This window comes from Parasutterella muris, assembly GCF_943193095.1.
In the GTDB taxonomy this organism is placed as follows: Bacteria; Pseudomonadota; Gammaproteobacteria; order Burkholderiales; family Burkholderiaceae_F; genus Parasutterella; species Parasutterella muris.
This window is the reverse complement of sequence record NZ_CALPCV010000020.1, coordinates 1-18,225: the sequence shown is the minus strand read 5'-3', so window position 1 is coordinate 18,225 and position 18,225 is coordinate 1. Positions and strand designations below refer to the sequence as shown.

Genomic DNA, 18,225 nt, shown 5'->3' with positions numbered 1-18,225 from the left:
GAAAATAACAGATTCCTATTTTTAATGAACAATGATCGAATAGCTATGAGCGAAACAAAAACGCAGGAACTTGCAAAGAGTTACGATCCCTCTTCGATTGAGGCTAAATGGTATCCCTACTGGGAAAAGAAAGGCTTTTTTAAGGCCGGTACAGATAAGAGCAAAAAGAGCTTCTCAATCCAGCTTCCTCCTCCCAATGTCACCGGTATTCTCCACATGGGACACGCCTTTAACCAGAGCGTGATGGATTCGCTTGTACGCTTCTACCGCATGGACGGCTATAACACGATGTGGATGCCGGGTACGGACCACGCCGGTATCGCCACACAGATCGTTGTCGAACGCCGTCTTGAAGGTCAGGGCAAATCCAGAAGAGATATGCCCCGCGAAGAATTTATCAAAGAAGTATGGGACTGGCAGAAACTCTCCGGAGGCACCATCCTCAAGCAGATGCGCAAACTCGGAGACTCCCTTGACTGGGACCGCCTCTACTTCACTATGAACGAAGATCTCTCGAAGACTGTGATCGACTGCTTCGTTGAACTTTATAACAAAGGCCTGATCTATCGCGGCCGCAGACTGGTCAACTGGGATCCAAAACTGCAGAGCTCGGTGTCCGACCTCGAGGTCGAGTCCGAGGAAAGCGACGGACATCTTTGGGAAATTCGTTATCCGGCAGTTGACGGCGGCGAAGGTGTTGTCGTTGCGACAACACGTCCGGAAACGCTCTTTGGCGACCAGGCGGTCGCTGTCAATCCGGAAGACGAACGCTATAAGCATCTCGTTGGAAAGATGCTTCGTCTGCCCCTCACCGATCGCGAGATTCCGGTGATCGCCGATCCCTATGTAGATAAAGAATTCGGTTCGGGCTGCGTGAAAATCACGCCGGCGCATGACTTCAATGACTTTGAAGTCGGTAAACGCCATAACCTCGAACAGCTCAACATCCTGACCAAGACCGCCCACCTGAACGATAACGTTCCGGAGAAATACCGAGGACTTGACCGTTACGAAGCCCGTAAGCAGGCAGTCGCGGATCTGGAGGCTCAGGGCCTTCTCGTCGGCATTAAACCGCATAAGCATATGGTTCCGCGCGTGCCGCGTACCGGTGAAATCGTGGAGCCGATGCTCTCCGATCAGTGGTTCCTCGCGATGAGCGAACCCGCGCCCGAAGGCTGCCGCTTCCCTGGCAAGTCTCTTGCTGATCTGGGCCTTGAAGCGGTGGATGACAACCTCGTGAACATCTTCCCCGAACAGTGGCGAAAGGTTTACAAGGACTGGCTCTCCAATATTCAGGATTGGTGTCTTTCCCGTCAGCTCTGGTGGGGCCATCAGATTCCTGCCTGGTACGACGAAAACAGCAAGGTTTATGTCGCCCACGACGAAGCGGAAGCTCAGGCGATGGCGGGCGAAGGCGTCAAACTGACCAGAGATGAGGACGTGCTCGATACATGGTTCTCCTCCGGCCTTGTCCCCTTCTCGACGCTGCGCGGCGATCAGACTTCGCTGGACCTCTTCCTGCCTTCAAGCGTTCTCGTGACCGGCTACGACATCCTCTTCTTCTGGGTCGCCCGCATGATCATGCTGACCCGCTTCTTTACGGGCAAGGTTCCGTTTAAAGACGTTTATCTCCACGGCCTCGTGCGCGACGCCGAAGGTCAGAAGATGAGCAAATCCGAAGGCAACACCATTGACCCGATCGACTTGATCGACGGCGTGGATCTCGACCATCTGATTGAAAAGAGCGTGGTGGGTCTGCGTCGGCCGGAAAAAGCGCCGCAGGTTATCAATAAACTCAAGAAACATTATCCGAACGGCATCACCGAAATCGGTGCGGACGGTCTGCGCTTCACGATGGCCGCTTACGCGACCCTTGGCCGCAACATCAACTTTGATGTCAAACGCGCCGACGGTTACAGAAACTTCTGCAACAAGCTCTGGAATGCTTCCCGCTTCGTGCTGATGAACGTGGAAGGAAAAGACTGCGGACTCGAGAAAGACGCTGAACTGATTTACTCCGTACCCGATCTTTGGATCCGTTCCGAGTTTGAGCGCACGGTTAAAGAAGTCCGTCAGGGCTTCACGGATTACCGCCTCGACAATGCCGCCAACGCGATCTATTCCTTCATTTGGAACCAGTACTGCGACTGGTATCTTGAACTTGCGAAAGTCCAGCTCAACAGCGGAAATCCGGCTGTTGAACGCGCGACACGCCGCACGCTTGTGACCATCCTTGAAGGCGTGCTGCGTCTGACGCACCCGATCATGCCGTTCATTACCGAAGAACTTTGGCAGAAAGTCTCTCTGGTTGCCGGCGTCAGAAAGGAAGACGAAGAGACCTCCGTGATGGTTCAGGCCTATCCGAAGTATGAGCCTGCAGCGATTGATGACGAAGCCGATAAGCAGATTGAAGAGCTCAAGGCAGTGATTGCCGCCGTGAGAAACCTGAGAAGCGAAATGCTTCTGCAGCCCTCGAAACGTGTTCCGCTCGCGATCAGCAGCCGCAGCGGCGAAGCCAGAGCCCGTATTGAAAAATCCACCGCATATCTGCAGGCGCTTTGCCGTCTTGAAGAAGTGATTTTCACGGAAAATCTGGAATCGGTTCGTCCGGCCGGATCCGCCGCTCCTGTCGCGGTCGTGGATGATTTCAGCCTGATGCTCATTATCAAGGTGGACGTCGCCGCTGAAAAAACGCGAATCGGCAAGGAAATCGCGAAACTCGAAGCTGAAATCCAGAAAGCGAATGTGAAACTCGCGAACGAGAAATTCGTCAGCAGAGCGCCCGCCGCCGTGATCGAACAGGAAAGACAGCGTTTGGCCGCAAACCAGGCTTTGTTAAAATCGAATCAGGAACAGCTTGCAAAACTTCCGAGCGAATAAATCTAACGCTTCCTTGGAGAACGAATGAAATATAAATTTTTATTGGCGCCGGCAGCACTTCTCTTAACCTCGACTGCCGCAAACGCCGCGACATATTCCATCACGAACTTTGATGTCAGCGGTCTGAATCAGGACGTGATTGAGGACCGCCTTTCTATGGTCGGTCCCCTCTTTAACGGCTGGGACCGCACTTTCAAACAGGGCGATCCCTGGGTAACGGCTTACGGCTTCCACAACCGTATCGCGCACAACCAGAATAAAGACAAGGGCGCAGCGCTTTCGCTCGGCTATGACCATGTCATCGCGGACAACTTCCGTATCGGCCTTGCGCTGAACGGCGGCAAGGGACAGGTTAAGCACGGGGATGTTGACGGTCACGGCTCTTCCACCTTCTACGGAGTCAATCTCTACTCCACATGGACAGGCAAGAAAGTCAACGTGATCGCCAATCTCGGCTATACCCACAGCAAGATCGACAGCAAGTTCAAATATGACGGCTTTGATCTTCCCTTAGGCGACGGCAAAGCGAAGTCCTGGAACGCCGGACTGCGTTTTGAGACGAGTTTCGTCGCGGGCGGCCTGAGCTTTGTTCCGTATTACTCGGTTCGCTTCACTCGTCTGCTGACAGACGACGTGTCTGTGGCTGGGGATCTTCTTGACGGACGGCTTGACGCCTCTTTCTCCGGCGCGAGTATTTGGCAGTTCCCGGTCGGCGTGAACGTCGGCTACGAATACGTATGTCCGGGCGGCTGGAAGAGCCGCAGCATGCTTGACTTTGCGGTGATCCCGACTGCGGGCGATAAGAAGATTACGGCCAACCTTGGCGGATTCGCGTCCGATACAGAGCGCTTTGCCAACTCTCTGCTCTTCCGCGGCAAAGTCGGTCTGCAGCTGAGCAAAGGTCAGCATTCGTTCGGATTCCTGTACTCTGCGGGCGCAGCCGCGCACAGCAGCGTCAGTCAGAACGTGACTGTGAACTATCAGTTCATGTATTAATTTGGCTTGTCCGAAGCAAAAGCTCGGAAAAAACTCCGAGCTTTTGTTTTAATATAAACCTATGTCAGATCTTGCCTTCCATACCGGTATTCCGGACAGACAGCTCTATGCCTGCCGTGCGCTTAAAAAAGCCCAGCGGCTAGGGATGTCCGCATGCGTTCTCGTAGAGACGGAAGGCGACCTGCGCTCTTTTGATGAACGTCTCTGGGCGTTTGACAATACGTCCTTTATTCCGCACGGTCCGGCCGGTTCTGCGGAAATTCAGCGAGGCGCTTTTGTGATCGGACGGCGCCCGTCAGAGCTTCCGGCAGCGGATCTTCTTGTAATGCTGACGCACAACGCGCCCGGAAATATGCAGGATCTGATGCAGCGCTTTCCCAAAATCATTGACGTGGTCGCAAGTGCCGGAGCCGAACTTGAAGAAGGACGCAGCCGTTATCGAAGCTACAAAAAACAAGGGCTGCAGCCCAAAGTTGTCAATCCTAAAAACTAAAAAAGCTCCCGCTTGAGGAGCTTTTTGTTCAGAATCCTTCTCCTTAACGCTTCTCGAAGAATCCCTTCAGCACTTCCGCGCCTTTTAGCACATTGGCGGTGCCGGGGTTCAGGAGTCCCGACAAGGACGCATCCATCTTATCGCTCAGTTCATCCTGCGCGAGCCTTAACGCAAGGGTCGCCGCAGCATTCTTTAATCCGTCCTTGGATTCATGCAGGGCGACTTTGGTCGCTTCTTTCGCGCAGTTCTGCGTCATGATGCGGGAGAGCGCAGCCTTTGCCTTCTGATTTACTTCCTTTGTTTTTGCATCCGGAATCACCGTGATCTGGCGCGCCGCTTTCGTCTTGCCAAGCGTGACAAAAGCCCACTGCGTCATCACGGTTTTATCAGAAGAAGTCAGGTTTTTATAAACACACATACCCAGTTCTTCCGCATACTGACCGGCGTTGGCTGAAGCGGAAAAAGCGCAAAGCACTATCGGCAAAAAAAGCAGTCTCTTACTCATGCAGCTTCCTCTGATGGTTTTAAATTTTGTACACCGCGAGATCATAGCGCTCCGCGTCTTTCAGCGGAGCCTCTGACATATCATTTCAGGACGTATTTTTCCGGTTTAGCCTTGCACGGCGTGCCGTCCGTGATGTAGAGCGTTCTTGTGACCGTATCAATCACCATTGACCAGAGCGAGCTGTGGCAGTGGTAATACGGAAGATCCGGGCCATCGTGACGGCAGATACCGTCGGGGTATCCGGCATGATCGGACAGGATGGCAAAGAGTTTTTTCGGTGTGAGCTTTTTCTTGTCTTTGGTCAGTCTGCGAGCGCGGTCCAGGCGTGTAAAGGTGGAGATATAGGAATAGTTGCGCGCTTCCGGTCCGAGAATCATCTTCAGAGACTGCCAGTGATTGGTGTGGCAGAGCGCTTTGCCGTCGCTGAGAAGAATGTCCAAATCATTCGGTGCATACTCAACCATCACAAGTTCGCCGTCCCAAGAGGCAAGTCCAACGCAGGCGCACCCTGCTCTCGGACATTTAGCGATACAGTCGATCGCCTTGGGTACGGTCGAACAGGAAAGAGCGGCGCGCAGAACGACCTGAAGCGGCACTCCGACTTTCCCGCCGTTGACACTCATTGCGTTCATGGAGAGCGCAACACCGTATTCATTTAATCCTTTGCCGCCGACAAGACCCGCTTCAGTGACGATGAGCGACTTGGCATATCCTTCCTGCTCTACTTCAAGCAGCACGGTTGTGCCCTCGCCGACCGTCCACCAGTCCCAGTTCTGTGCGAGCAGTGTATGGCCGTTTTTGGAGACTTCCGGCGGAACACCGATCACGGTGCAGGCGTCTTCGTTAGATGGAATGTCCGTGAACATGATTTCCGATCGGCAGTTCAACACAAGCACGGTCTGCAGATCGATCCCCGCGCCGTCGGCGATGCCCTTCATTTCCTCAATCAAATCCGGACGGAACGCGCGGATCGGTTCCTCGAAAGCGGCGGCTTTCTTGTACGCGGTTTCCCAGGCAATGTGATTCTCTTTGTCAAAAAGCAGCTTGTATTCTTCAATCAGTTTGTGAATGAGCTCTTTGGCCTGAGTGCCGTACAGCAGCCCGCGTTCATACGGCGTGCCGCTCATCTTTATATATAAATGAGTCATTTTTTCTGAACCGTTTGGATTCGAAACAAAGAAAATTTTACGTCGAAAACGCTTTCCGATCGGTTTTATCCGGCAGTTTGAAAAATCGCATCTTATCGGACTCCGAAGCGACGGAAAACTACTAGAATTCAATACTCGTTATGGACACAGAAGCGGCGTTACAAATTGTTAAGATGCTAAGCTTTTGAAAATATATATAGATAGTGAGGGATGAATCAATGAGCCGAATGACAAAAAAAGAACTAATTACAAAGCTGGCTGCGAGTGCACGCAAGGTCGGCAACGCCAATCCCTTCGCGATGGGATTTATTGCTTTTGACGACTTGAGAATGAAGCTTGAGGGACCGATGACAACCACCGGTCAGCAGTGGTACGAAACTCATGCGGACGATCCGATGGGCTTAAATGACGTCCTGACTGTTCCCGATGACATTGAGCTTGACGCGTTCGTGAAGAATGTATTTAAGAATTTAACGGAAAACGGCGGTCTTAATCTGTGGGTTATTCCGACAGAGCGTTTGGCTGACGTGCTTAAGTTTCTGATGTGTCATCCGCGCTTCAGGGGCAACCTTCTTGATGTGGACGACGGAGATCCCTGGGATATGCCGAGCATCAATTTTGAAGATCTCTGCGCTCAGGCGGAAAACCAATTCTTATCCAATCAGCCGATTAATGTCGTGTTTGAATATCAGGACGCCGATACCGGGCTTGTTGTCCACAGAATTACTCTGAACGAAAAGGACTTCTGGTTCTTCGTGGATGAACAGCAGATGAAGATCGCCGATCGCCGCTGGTAATTTTGCAGAATCATGAATTCCTGTATTAAATTCTCACTGACTAAGGCGGCAGCCGCGCTTTTAGGCTTTGCGCCCGCGGCTGCATTCGCGTCGGGTTACCAGCTCTCCCCGCTTGAGTCCTATCTGATTCAGGCGTTCGCGCAGGAGCAGATTGAAGGGTTTATTAATACAGGAACCTCATCTTTATTTGAAAACCCGAAGGTTTTTTACCTTCGGGCAAAACCGTTTGCGAAATTTGCCGCGGCGGATGCAAAAAAAGCGTCCGATCGCTATGTTGGAAAGTACGGCATTATTAATTCCAACGTTTTTCGTGTGGTCGGAGACCGAGAAAAAATCATTTATACGGTTAAGAATCCTTCTTACACCATTACGCTCAGCACCTCTGTCGACTCTGACAAAAGTCTTCTGAAGGATGTTTTTCCGGGAAGACGCCATGGCTTTTACTGCCGTATTGACGAGATCGGAGATAAAGAAGCTTCTTTTGGCGACTGTATCCCGCTCGGACAGTTTGAAGCGTCAAAGGCCGCGCAGGTGGAAAATGTCATCCATCGATATTTGAAAGGCGAAAAGATCACGGATCCGAATATGCCGACCTACGCCATGATGGCTTATATGGCAATTGTTTCCGCAAAACTGCTTGCTGAAGACTCAGTGTGCCGCACAACCGTTATTGAAGAGGTTAGCTACACGCCGGCTGACAGAAGGCTCTGCACACAGGAAGTCTCTGAATTATGGCAAAACGCGGCTTTAAACCCGCGCTTTGATGAAACGATGGATCGAGTTGAGGATCGGCTCAGAGAAGACGGCGTGGATGTCGAACTGATCAAACAGGCCGCGAGCGCCCTCGATTAGTCTGCGTTATTTGCTTTTATCCAGACGAGCTGCTTCAATATCCTCATCCGTCTTATTGAGGACCAGCTTTTCGATTTCCAGAGGAGTAATGCCGCTCTTGGCGTCGCCCTCAAAAACAAACTGCTGAACTTTGCTCTTGATTTCTTTCTGACGCGGAGATCCTTTGGCGCGTTCAACGTAGATGCGAATGAGGTCAATGATGCCTTCTTCTGTTTTTCCTTTATAGGCATGATTGATGCATTCCAGGAACTCCTTCTTGAGTCCGCTGTCAATTTCAATCTGCATTAATTCTTTTGCCATATTTTTTCTCTCCGATATCAGTCCGATATTTTATAGCGCGCAAGCGCCGTGCGGCATTGGTTTTAATACGTAGAGTGCCGAATGCGGTCAAAGCGCTGGAAGCGGTATGCCCAGGGACCTGACTCGCCTGCGGGATGCTCTTCAACCCAGACACGCTTCCAGTCATGTAAATCCAGACCGTCAAACGTGGTGTCACCTTCAAAATCCTGCAGAATTTCAGTGATCCAGGCGGTGTCCACAATGGGGAGCGCCTGACGATAAAGGTTTGCGCCGCCGATAATAAAGATATTGTCGTTCGGCGTAAAAAGTTTGACTGCATCTTCCAGAGAATGGACGACTTCGGCTTTATCGGCCTTGTAGTCCGGCTGCCGTGTGACCACGACGTTGCGTCTTCCGGGCAGCGGCCGTCCAATCGACTCCCAGGTGTGCCGACCCATGATGATGGGTTTGCCGATCGTGATCTGTTTAAAAAACTTCAGATCTTCCGGGAAATGCCAGGGCAGCTTGCCGTCTTTTCCGATGACGCCGTTTTGGCTTCTTGCAACAATAAGACTGATATGAGGTTTCATGAAGAAAAGTTCCGTTGAGAATCAAACTGCGATAGGTGCTTTAATGGCCGGCCACGGATCGTAGTCGATGAACTCAAAATCTTCAAATTTATAGTCGAATATCGAGTCCGGCTTGCGTTTGATAATAAGTTTAGGATACGGCCGAGGTTCGCGAGAGAGCTGAAGTTCGACCTGTTCAAAATGGTTGTTGTAGATATGGCAGTCCCCGCCCGTCCATACAAAGTCCCCCGGCTCAAGACCGCACTGCTGCGCAATCATGCAGGTGAGCAGCGAGTAGCTGGCGATATTGAACGGAACACCGAGGAAAATGTCACAGCTTCTCTGATAGAGCTGACAGGACAGTCTGCCCTCGGCGACGTAGAACTGGAAGAACATATGACAAGGCGGCAGCGCCATCTTGTCCACCTCTCCGACGTTCCAAGCCGACACGACGAGTCGGCGGGAATCCGGATTGGTCTTAATCTGTTCGATGACATTGCTGATTTGGTCAATATGGCGGCCGTCGGCTGCCGGCCAGCTGCGCCACTGCACACCGTAAACGGGGCCGAGGTCTCCGTTTTCGTCTGCCCACTCGTCCCAAATCGTGACTTTATTGTCGTGCAGATATTTAATATTGGAGTCGCCGCGCAGGAACCAAAGCAGCTCGTGAATAATCGAGCGGGTATGCAGTTTTTTCGTTGTGACCAGCGGAAAACCTTCCTGCAGATTAAAACGCATCTGATAGCCGAACAGAGAACGTGTGCCGGTGCCCGTGCGGTCAGATTTGCTGAGGCCGTGTTCATAGACATCTTTCATAAACGTTTCATACTGATTCGACTTCATCATGTCCGGTGTCCTTTACATATTTAATCTGTTGATGTGTTTTCAAAGGAATCACCATTCTAACGAAAAAGGCAGTTCATATAAACACGGGGGATAAAGCATCATCAGGACTATAGCTAAGGCAGGAGAAAGAGATCGCTGAAGAGTCAGGATGGAGGACAAAGTATTTCGATTTGAATCCGAAACTCATTGAATAATTGGTAATAAAACTGCCGTAAATGTAACAAAAGAAGGAAGTTTAGGTAGCGAGCTTACAATCGCTTGCATCAGAAATATTTGCATTCACCTCTTTCTTTGCTTTCCCTATACGATGTCAATCAATGAGAACGCGCAAACGTCCTCAGTTTTCCTCCTAGATAGTTTTGACGAGGCCCCTTCGAGCAGACCGGGCCTATTTTTTTGCCCGCTTTTCTTCTGATGCGTATTTCGTGCGCGTGAGGCGTTACAGACCTTAATTTCCTTGATAATTGCGATATTGCATTTTTAATATTCCTTCGAAAATTAAAACGTGAAATTTCGAGTTATTTTCCTTTCCGCCGCTTTGGGCTTTTCTCTGGCAGCCTGCTCTCAGACGGCTCAGCATCAGATGCCGCTCGGACAGAACTCGTTCTACAGCTACGAGCTTCAGACGAAAGCTTTTGTTGCAGAAAACCGCCACTTTGTCACCGACGATAAAACCGCGGAAATTGAAGGCAATTCTCCTTTCGAAATTGTTCCGAAACATCCGAACGGCAAAGCGATTCTCATGATCCACGGTCTCGGGGATTCGCCTTGGACCTATCATGACTTCGCGCGCACGCTCGCTGATCAGGGCTATCTGGTCCGTGCAATCCTTCTTCCGGGACACGGAACCAAACCTCAGGACATGATCGGCGTCACATCCGAGGACTGGACTCGGGCCGTGAACGAGCAAATGGACCTGTTAAAGGAAAAATACAAGGATATTTGGATCGCGGGCTTCTCTACCGGCTGCAATCTTGCGATCTCATACGCGGAGAAGTATAAGGACGTCTCCGGACTGATTCTATTTTCGCCTGCGGTAAAAGTGCGAACTTCTCTTCTGCCTCTCGCGCCCTTTGTGAATCTGTTCGTTACCTGGCTCAGAAAGCCCGATGAGACCACTTACAACATGGGCCCGTTTAAATACAACAACGTGCCGCTGGATGCGATCGTGGCGTTCAAGCATACGATGGACGACGCCGATGCGCTTTTAAAAGAGAAGAAACTCGATATCCCGGTTGTCGTGATGATGACCGAGCACGACAGCGTGGTGGATACACAGGACCTGCTCCCGCTTTTTGACCGGCAGCTCGCCAATCCCGCTTCAAAAATCATTTGGTACGGTTCTGTGCCGAAGGATTTGAAGCTCTCGGAAAAGGTAATCGTTAAGACCGATTATCTTCCTGAGGAGCGCATCAAGTCTTTTGCGCATATGTCTATGTCCTATTCGCCGGATAATCCCTGGTACGGGGCAAACGGCAAATACCGTTTCTGCCGCAACAGCATGAGCGCCGAGGATATTAAAAAATGCCGTGAAAGCAAAGAAGTCTGGTACGGAGCCTGGGGCACACACGACGGAACTCATCCGTTCGCGCGTCTCACGTTCAACCCTTATTACAATTGGCAGGCCGCAGAGATACTCAAAGTGCTCAGTTCTGTCCCCTCCAAGACGGCCGATTCTGGCATCATTAAGCCTTCTGAATCGAGTCGCGAACCATAGGAAATTTTTGTGAAAAAGACACTATTAGCTGCAGTTTCGGCCGCCGCTGTACTTTTGGCCGGATGTTCGGATAAAGAAGTCGCAAGCGTTTCGCTCGGACTCTTTACGTTTAAAGACATCAAACTGGAATCTTTTGTCGATCCTCAGGTACCGGGCATCACCTGCCACGTTGCCTATATCAATTCTCCTCTGCAGCTCTCTGATCCTTCAAACAGCGCTGTGACCTGTGTGCAGACCGGAGAAATCACGCCTGAGATGATCGCAGGCATCGACCACAGCTCCGACGGTGAAGTGGTGTTTAAGAAGAGTCAGAGCGTGTTCTTTAAAACGCTCCGTATCCGAAGGATTTTCGATATGAAGCATCAGACTCTGGTCTACCTCGGCTACTCCACCAAGATCGCCAACGGAAGCTTTAAGCATTCGCTTTCCTCGGTGCCGCTCTGGGGGACTAAGGCATATAAACCGGAAGGCTACCGGCAGCAGAAATAAGCTATAGTTAAAGCCGATTTCCAATTCGGTGTCCAATTTAATTACCAACCCGCTGTCAAGCGGATCAATTTAACGGAGAACGTAAATGAGTGAAGTTGTTGTCACAGACAAAGCCCCTGCCGCTGTGGGCACATATTCTGCCGGTATTAAGGCCGGAAAAACCGTGTTCCTTTCCGGTCAGCTCGGCCTTGATCCGGTTTCCGGAGAACTTGCTGAGTCTTTTGAAGCGCAGTGCCGCCAGGCATTCAGAAATGTTTTCGCTCTGGTGGAAGCTGCAGGCGGAAAACCCTCCAACATCGTTCGTCAGACCGTTTTCTTAACCGACTTGGCAAACTTCGCGACAGTGAATAAGGTCATGTCCGAAATCTTCACAGCGCCCTATCCCGCAAGAAGCTGTGTGCAGATCTCCGCACTTCCGAAAGGCGGTTTGGTTGAAGTTGAAGCGACAGTAGTGCTCGACTAACGGTTACGCGCTCCTACCAAGGCGTGCTTCTTGGCAGGAGACGATTGACCATATCGCGGATCGCCGGCTCGTCGTCCTTGAGATTATCTCTGAGCGAGTCGGAAGATCCGTATTTTTTTAGGTTCACAATGTCCGTACTGCCGATCTCGTGAATAAGCATAAGTTTGGCGTCGACTAAGTACGGAACCTTTTTTGTGTATTTTGCGTCGTAAACAATGACGGCAGGACAGCTCTTCTCAGCCTTTGCGACCGTTCTGACGGTCAGTCCTTTATCGGCGACAGCTTGTCTTAAAGCGATAAAAAACGCGGGAGGAACATTTTTATTGTCGACGATGCACACTGTGTCGAATCCGAAGGAATCGGTAATGTAGTATCCGGGGTCATCGCCTGCGCAGCCGGAAAGAAGAATCGGCAGGCCTAACGATAAACCGCAAAATATTTTTTTAAGCATGAAGCATCCTTAACAATGGTCTTTTTATAAAGACCGAAATTTGTTTCTCAGGCGAAAAGCTTTGTCTGAAGAATAGCTAACTTTTTCGATGCTAATATACTGGAGTCAATAATTCAACATCGGCAGCACGGCTTAGAAGCGCCTGTAATAGCGGATGGTATCGTTTCTGAAACATTTTCAGATAAGCGGACTCGGCAGAAGCGTATAAAATAACGCTTTATTTTCAATCTGATGCTTTCAACAATGAATAAGTCTAGTCATCTGCCAATCGCGCTTTGGAATCCTCTTTGGACCATTATTTGGTCATTTTTATTTACTCCGATTTTCGGAGCGTTCCTGCAGCGCACGAATTGGAGCGATATGGGCGAAGCGGATGAGACATCAACCTGCGGATTATGGGTCTTCCTGGGGTTTGTTTACATGGGCGGATATTTATTTGCCGAACCCTGGCTTCCTGAAAGCGAATTTTCTGAATTCTATTTCTTCGGATCCTATCTCATTGTTTACATTCTCTGGATTGTGACTTCAGGCTGGAAACAGGTCAAAGCCGTTAAAGAGCGTTACGGCGGCGATTACCATCACAAACTTTGGGGCAAGCCGATCATGCTCGGCGCCGCGGGTCTTCTGCTGTGGATGGCCATTTCTCTGACTTACATTATCGGTCTTCTGGCTTCCGGCATTATCAGCGCCGATATCGTCAAGCCTTAACCGTATGAGCAGTTATTTCGACAAGCTCCCTAACCTTGCGCCGCTTAAAACAAAAACGGCCGCGCAGCCGGGCGCTTTCGATCCTTATGCGTTTCTCAGTGTTCGAGAAGAACCTCAGGCTCCGGAAGAGCGCTTCAAGGAAGCAAGAAATCTGCTGATTTCCGAGCCGCATACGGCGCTTAAATATCTTGAAAGCGCCGCCAATGAAGAACATGCCGCCTCTCTTGATCTTTTGGGAATGCTGTATGCGACCGGTGAGCTTCTGGAGAAAAATGAAAAACGTGCGGCTGAACTTTTCAGAAAAGCCGCTGTTCTCGGTGAATCCCGCGCCAAATTTCATTTAGCGATGGCGCTTCGCGAAGGGTTCGGCACACAAAAGAATCTTCAGGAGTCCTTTGCCTGGCTTCGCATTGCGGCGAGAGAAAAATTTCCGGAAGCGATCTTTGCGCTTGCCGAAGCCTATGACTTGGGTATCGGAACGGAGAAAAATCCGGAAATTGCCGAGCGCTTTTTTAGTGAGGCCGCCTTTAAAGGCGAAAAGCGAGCCGTAGAGCGCATGATACGGCTCTCTTCTCAAGGGCCCATGCCGAATCCGAGACTCTGTCTGAGATGGCTCTTTAAAGGCGCGGAAGCCAAAATTCCCTACTGCCTGCTTGCCATCGCACGCTACTGGCTCGAGCATCGCACTCCTGCCGTCGAAAAGGCGCTCGGATTCTTGGAGGAAGGCGCGCTCATCGAAGATATCGCCTGCCTGAATGAATTAAGCGCATTCTGGTCTTCAGGCCGCTTTGCGCCCAAGGATTATGTCAGCGCGGTGGTCTACGCGCATATGGCCGCAACACGTTCAGACTGGAGAGCTCAGAGGCGTCTGGAAAAACTCAGAAAAACCGCGCAGCGCGAAGAGCTGATGGAAGCGGCCGCGATCGCTTCGATGCCAAGCTCCGAAGAAGTTGTGGCTGCGCTCATCAAGCGGCGCCAAAAGCGCGCGGCATAAAAATAAAGCCGGAGAAATCCTCCGGCCCTTCCCTTTAGTCTTCCCAGCTTACGGGGTCAGTACGTTCTCGCAGCGGGTGGAAATGTTCGCGATAAGAATCACGCAGTGCCTGCAGGAATTCCGCAGCCGTCGGCGCAATATCGGAAGCTAAAATTCCGCTGTCGCATCCTTCAGCGGCTAAACCGTGCAGGTAGACCGCAGAAAGCACACAGTCCATCAGTTCGTAGCGCTGAGCAAACATCGCCGCGATCATGCCTGAGAGCGCATCTCCGGAACCCGCAGTTGCCAGGGCCGGTGTGCCGGTCGGATTGATCCAGCTGATGGAGCTTCTCTGACAGACAATGGTTCCAGCGCCTTTTAAGACTGTGACGGCGCCGGTAAGCACCGACAGATCCAAAGCGCGGTTCAGACGATCCGCTGTAATTTCTTCTAGCGGGCAGCCGAGGATTCTGGCCGCCTCGGCATTATGCGGCGTAATCACGGTATGCGCACGGCGGTGTGTCACAAGAGAGAGAAGCTCTTCGTCGCCCGCGACCATGGTCAGCGCGTCCGCGTCAATGACAAGCGCGGCGTCCGACTGCAGACATTCAATGAACCTTGCCTTAGCTTTTTCCGAGAAGCCGAGTCCGCATCCGATGACGACGGCATCCATTTCGGAAAGGTCAAGTTTGTCACGGAACATCAGCTCGGGAACCGACGGATCAAGATCCATCTTCTCTTCAACAAGTTCGACGTAGACGCGGCCTGCGCCCATGTAAAGCGCGCTGCGCGCGGCAATGAGGGCCGCGCCGACGGTTCCTTTTCCGCCGCCGATAACGCCGACGCGTCCGTAATCCGCTTTAGACGTGTTTTTGGTTCTGGAAGCACAGACGTGCTTGAAATCCTTAACTTCAGTCAGATTGATTTTTGTGAGCGGAATGGAGATGCCGAGGTTTTCAACCTGAACTTCTCCGCAGGCGTCTTTACCGATTGAAGTATAGAGGCCGGGTTTTCCGCTGAGGAAAGTAATGGTTGCGTCAGCGCGGCAACCGGCTCGTCCACCGACCCAGTTGCCTGTCTGAGCATCAAGCCCCGTCGGAATATCCAGGGAGACATGCAGCGCTCTTCTTTCATTGAACCACATCGCCGCGTCCAGATATTCTCCGACGAGCGCTCTGGTCTGTCCGATTCCAAAAAGCGCGTCCACGACAATCTGCGCTTTCGGGGTGTCGTAAGGATCGGTATAAATTGTCGCACCGGTCGCTTCCCAAGCGGCAAGCGCCTCTTTTGCCTGTTCCGTTTTCGGAGTCTTCCCTCCGACATTGACGACGCTCACCTGATAGCCGAGTTCCGAAAGAATTTTTGCGCAGACATATCCGTCGCCGCCGTTGTTTCCCGGACCGCAGATCACCGTGACCGGGCAGGTTTCGGGATGAAGTTCGCGGATATATTCCGCGGCGGCTTTCCCTGCCCTCTGCATCAGGACGTCGGGGCCGAGAATACGGGCATATTTTTCTTCCAGCTCACGAAGCTGAGCTATTTCCAATAATGAAACGGACATGTATGAATCCTTTTATAAAACTTGAGCAAGATTTACGGGTCTGCTTAAAGACTAATTTTTCTTTAAAAAGCGCATCGGACTGTAAGGCGTGGGGTCGATATCAGGCTGCGCGCCTGCAACAATTCTGCTCAGCATTTCAGCGCAGCCCTCTGCAAGAGACCAGCCGTTGAGGCCGTGGCAGATGTTCAGGTACAGGCCTTTATAGGGGGTTTCACCGCAGGACGGCAGGCTGTCCGGATGCACCAGGCACTGACCCATCCAATTGGTAGAGTCGCTCCATACGGCCGACATGGGCAAAAGCTTGCAGGCGCTTTCATAGAGCTCTTCTATGATTTTGTCGGTCATTTCCTGAGTGACGTCGCCAAGCCAGTAGCGGCCGCAGACGCGAAGCCTTTGTCCGAGTTTTGTGACCAATACATCTTTGTTGTCGAAGCTGACCGTGTGCATCGGCGGAACATTCATCGGATCAATTTTAGCCGTGATAGTCCAGCCTGTAAGGGTCATGACGGGCAGATCGAACAGCGGTTTAAAGAGCGCGGGGGCGCCGAGGTTATTGCTGAGAATCACCGCGTCGGCTGAAATCTCGCCTTTGTCGGTCTTGACACCGGTCACGGTATGATTTTCTCCGGTCACAAGAGCCTCTACCTTGGTGTGGTACATCATTGTGAGATTCTTGTGCGCGATGTTGAATGTCTGAATCTGCTTTGCGAAATAAGAGGCGTTTCCGGAGAGTTCCTGAGGAATATAAAACGCGCCCGGGAAAGGTTCCGGAACATCTTCGAGACTCGGGTCAATTCGTTTTGCTTCATCGGCCGAGAGCCATTCTCCGTTCTTTTCCGGTCGTTCCTCTTTATGAGCTTCCTCCCACGTCTGGTTATTGGTATAGACACGAAGCGTTCCGTAGACCTGTTCGAAAGACAGACTTTCCACTCGAGAAATGAATTCGGTCAGACCGACACTGTAGCGGGCAAGCTGCAGCAGTGAATCACGGTTGTTTTTCCACACATCGGCGCTTCTGGCGTTGGCGAGCGCGTTAAGGAATTTAATCTGTTTGATGGATACATCCCAGCTGAGGCGGCGGGTTTTTGCAAAAATAGAAGCCAGGCCCGCCTTATCTTTAAAGGGCGAGCACAGCATCTGTACGCCTTCTGGTCCCATATATCCGGCTAATCCGAAACTGCATTCCTGATTGGGGGTGGACGCAGTTTCGATAAGCGTGACGGTATGGCCGTGCCTGAGCAAGTTATGCGCGCAAGCAATTCCGGTAATTCCTACTCCGACAACGATGATATGCATTCAGTCTAACCTCTTATAATGTATCGGTATTTTAATCGCTTTTAGCGGGTTCTCTCAAATGGAAAGTGGCATGAAATCACTGCTGACTATCGACGAGCTATCACAGGCAACCGGGGTTAGCGTGCGAACCTTGAGATATTACGTTTCCAGCGGGGTTTTAGATAAGCCGACAGGCGAAACTCGAAACGCCCGATACGGAACACATCACCTCGATCAGGTACGCAATATTAAGAAGCTTCAGGAGGAAGGCCTGACGCTGAATCGTATCCTTGAGATTAAAAAAGAGAGCCTGCGCGATAAACTAAACAAAAAGGAGATCGGAGAGCCGATCACCACAATTGAGATTCCGACGGATAAGGGTATCTCGATTGTTTTTATGAAAGAATTATGCGGACTCAAAAAGGAAGAAATGATCGAAATCGCAAAAGATTTTGCTCAGTATCTTGAGATGAGGCAAAAGGAGAAAACAGGATGTCAGACAAAGAAAGCCTAATTGACGGAATTATTAATTTGCTTACCGGCAAAAAAAATGAGCCTATTTCCGTTGAAGGCTATGAATTTGCTGGACGAGTTAAATTAGGCAGACATTCCTTGGTTCTGAACGGAGCCGGGGTTCGGACGATCGGCGATAAAAAGATTTACGCGTTAGGACTCTATCTTCCGGAAAAAACACAGCGCGAAGATACCGCACGCGCCCTGCTCGGCGCACGAAGAGCCGAGATTGTCATTTTAAGTCCGCTGGACGCCTCAAAATTTATTGATTCCCTGCATGCCGGCATCTCTGAGAATACCAACGAGACCTCCAGAGATTTTATTTCCAATGAGCTCAGCCAGATTGAGGAGTTTATGAAAGACCTCTCCAATTTGGAACCCGGAGATGTGGTGGACGTGGATTGGATTCCGTCCAGAGGAACTTTTGTTTATTACAACCGCCAGCTGATGGGCAACCCGGTGCGGGGCAAAGCGGTTTACGATGCGGTGCTTTCTATTTGGCTCGGAAAGAACGCGCTTGAGAGCGAACTGAGAGACGAGCTTCTCGACATTAAATAAAAAAACACCGCCCGTTCATAATGAACGGGCGGTCTGTTATCCGTTTAGGATTCGTCTAATTACTTAACGAACTTCGGATTGATCAGGTTCTGAGTGTTGAAGATGGCATCCCATTCAGCCTGTGTGAGCAGGTGCTGTTCATCAACAACGAT

20 protein-coding genes are annotated in these 18,225 nt (G+C 51.0%); 12 read left to right on the top strand and 8 right to left on the bottom strand.

What is annotated here, in order from left to right; all coding sequences use genetic code 11:
- The first annotated feature begins 45 nt into the window (after window positions 1–45).
- The 3 genes from NFR90_RS08110 to NFR90_RS08100 all read left to right on the top strand — a co-directional run bounded on the left by NFR90_RS08110 (window position 46) and on the right by NFR90_RS08100 (window position 4,369).
- Window positions 46–2,880, top strand: a complete 2,835-nt coding sequence (locus NFR90_RS08110) for a valine--tRNA ligase (RefSeq protein ID WP_251452159.1) — start codon at window positions 46–48, stop codon at window positions 2,878–2,880.
- A gap of 24 nt (window positions 2,881–2,904) precedes the next feature.
- A complete protein-coding gene (locus tag NFR90_RS08105) occupies window positions 2,905–3,876 on the top strand; it encodes an autotransporter outer membrane beta-barrel domain-containing protein (protein ID WP_251452155.1) in 972 nt (323 codons plus the stop codon).
- A gap of 61 nt (window positions 3,877–3,937) precedes the next feature.
- On the top strand, window positions 3,938–4,369 hold the full coding sequence (locus NFR90_RS08100) for a DNA polymerase III subunit chi (RefSeq protein WP_251452153.1): 432 nt from the start codon (window positions 3,938–3,940) through the stop codon (window positions 4,367–4,369).
- Window positions 4,370–4,412: 43 nt separating this feature from the next.
- Here the strand turns inward: NFR90_RS08100 and NFR90_RS08095 are convergent, their stop codons facing one another.
- On the bottom strand, window positions 4,413–4,874 hold the full coding sequence (locus NFR90_RS08095) for a hypothetical protein (RefSeq protein ID WP_251452151.1): 462 nt from the start codon (window positions 4,872–4,874) through the stop codon (window positions 4,413–4,415).
- An 80-nt stretch (window positions 4,875–4,954) separates the two neighbouring features.
- On the bottom strand, window positions 4,955–6,022 hold the full coding sequence (locus NFR90_RS08090) for a C45 family autoproteolytic acyltransferase/hydrolase (RefSeq protein WP_251452149.1): 1,068 nt from the start codon (window positions 6,020–6,022) through the stop codon (window positions 4,955–4,957).
- A 218-nt stretch (window positions 6,023–6,240) separates the two neighbouring features.
- Here NFR90_RS08090 and NFR90_RS08085 point away from each other — a divergent pair, with 218 nt between their 5' ends.
- Together NFR90_RS08085 and NFR90_RS08080 are read left to right on the top strand one after the other, a co-directional pair.
- Window positions 6,241–6,819: a hypothetical protein gene (locus NFR90_RS08085; protein ID WP_160334535.1), complete on the top strand. Its 579-nt coding sequence runs from the start codon at window positions 6,241–6,243 to the stop codon at window positions 6,817–6,819.
- Between the two features lie 12 nt (window positions 6,820–6,831).
- Window positions 6,832–7,671, top strand: a complete 840-nt coding sequence (locus NFR90_RS08080; protein ID WP_251452148.1) for a carboxymethylenebutenolidase — start codon at window positions 6,832–6,834, stop codon at window positions 7,669–7,671.
- 6 nt (window positions 7,672–7,677) lie between these two features.
- On the opposite strand, the gene NFR90_RS08075 is transcribed toward NFR90_RS08080, so the two are convergent.
- The 3 genes from NFR90_RS08075 to thyA all read right to left on the bottom strand — a co-directional run bounded on the left by NFR90_RS08075 (window position 7,678) and on the right by thyA (window position 9,365).
- Window positions 7,678–7,971 carry a 4Fe-4S ferredoxin gene (locus tag NFR90_RS08075; protein ID WP_160334537.1) on the bottom strand — a complete coding sequence of 98 codons (294 nt, stop codon included), beginning with the start codon at window positions 7,969–7,971 and terminating at the stop codon, window positions 7,678–7,680.
- 62 nt (window positions 7,972–8,033) lie between these two features.
- Complete coding sequence (locus NFR90_RS08070) at window positions 8,034–8,540, bottom strand: dihydrofolate reductase (protein WP_251452147.1); 507 nt, start codon at window positions 8,538–8,540, stop codon at window positions 8,034–8,036.
- Window positions 8,541–8,561: 21 nt separating this feature from the next.
- Window positions 8,562–9,365 carry a thymidylate synthase gene (gene thyA / locus NFR90_RS08065; protein ID WP_160334539.1) on the bottom strand — a complete coding sequence of 268 codons (804 nt, stop codon included), beginning with the start codon at window positions 9,363–9,365 and terminating at the stop codon, window positions 8,562–8,564.
- A 505-nt stretch (window positions 9,366–9,870) separates the two neighbouring features.
- Between thyA and NFR90_RS08060 the strand changes: the two genes are divergently transcribed.
- From NFR90_RS08060 to NFR90_RS08050, 3 genes are all read left to right on the top strand, one after another.
- Complete coding sequence (locus NFR90_RS08060; protein ID WP_251452146.1) at window positions 9,871–11,082, top strand: alpha/beta hydrolase; 1,212 nt, start codon at window positions 9,871–9,873, stop codon at window positions 11,080–11,082.
- A 9-nt stretch (window positions 11,083–11,091) separates the two neighbouring features.
- Window positions 11,092–11,571 (top strand): CreA family protein, encoded by a 480-nt coding sequence (locus NFR90_RS08055; protein WP_251452144.1) that lies wholly within the window; start codon window positions 11,092–11,094, stop codon window positions 11,569–11,571.
- 85 nt (window positions 11,572–11,656) lie between these two features.
- Complete coding sequence (locus NFR90_RS08050; RefSeq protein WP_160334541.1) at window positions 11,657–12,034, top strand: Rid family detoxifying hydrolase; 378 nt, start codon at window positions 11,657–11,659, stop codon at window positions 12,032–12,034.
- A gap of 13 nt (window positions 12,035–12,047) precedes the next feature.
- Here the strand turns inward: NFR90_RS08050 and NFR90_RS08045 are convergent, their stop codons facing one another.
- The gene (locus NFR90_RS08045) at window positions 12,048–12,485 is read right to left on the bottom strand and encodes a hypothetical protein (protein ID WP_160334542.1); all 438 of its coding nucleotides are present in this window, start codon (window positions 12,483–12,485) and stop codon (window positions 12,048–12,050) included.
- Between the two features lie 243 nt (window positions 12,486–12,728).
- On the opposite strand from NFR90_RS08045, the gene NFR90_RS08040 reads away from it, so the two are divergent.
- Both NFR90_RS08040 and NFR90_RS08035 read left to right on the top strand, forming a co-directional pair.
- Window positions 12,729–13,193 (top strand): hypothetical protein, encoded by a 465-nt coding sequence (locus NFR90_RS08040; RefSeq protein WP_251452142.1) that lies wholly within the window; start codon window positions 12,729–12,731, stop codon window positions 13,191–13,193.
- Window positions 13,194–13,197: 4 nt separating this feature from the next.
- Window positions 13,198–14,187 carry a tetratricopeptide repeat protein gene (locus NFR90_RS08035; protein WP_251452141.1) on the top strand — a complete coding sequence of 330 codons (990 nt, stop codon included), beginning with the start codon at window positions 13,198–13,200 and terminating at the stop codon, window positions 14,185–14,187.
- A gap of 34 nt (window positions 14,188–14,221) precedes the next feature.
- On the opposite strand, the gene NFR90_RS08030 is transcribed toward NFR90_RS08035, so the two are convergent.
- Window positions 14,222–15,727: an NAD(P)H-hydrate dehydratase gene (locus tag NFR90_RS08030; protein WP_251452140.1), complete on the bottom strand. Its 1,506-nt coding sequence runs from the start codon at window positions 15,725–15,727 to the stop codon at window positions 14,222–14,224.
- Between the two features lie 51 nt (window positions 15,728–15,778).
- Complete coding sequence (locus tag NFR90_RS08025; RefSeq protein WP_251452139.1) at window positions 15,779–17,023, bottom strand: NAD(P)/FAD-dependent oxidoreductase; 1,245 nt, start codon at window positions 17,021–17,023, stop codon at window positions 15,779–15,781.
- Window positions 17,024–17,093: 70 nt separating this feature from the next.
- Here NFR90_RS08025 and NFR90_RS08020 point away from each other — a divergent pair, with 70 nt between their 5' ends.
- Both NFR90_RS08020 and NFR90_RS08015 read left to right on the top strand, forming a co-directional pair.
- A complete protein-coding gene (locus NFR90_RS08020) occupies window positions 17,094–17,516 on the top strand; it encodes a helix-turn-helix domain-containing protein (RefSeq protein WP_160334547.1) in 423 nt (140 codons plus the stop codon).
- Entirely contained in the window at window positions 17,495–18,073 is a 579-nt protein-coding gene (locus tag NFR90_RS08015) for a chalcone isomerase family protein (protein ID WP_251452138.1), read from the top strand. The genes NFR90_RS08020 and NFR90_RS08015 overlap by 22 nt, the downstream gene beginning before the upstream one ends.
- Window positions 18,074–18,225: the final 152 nt, after the last annotated feature.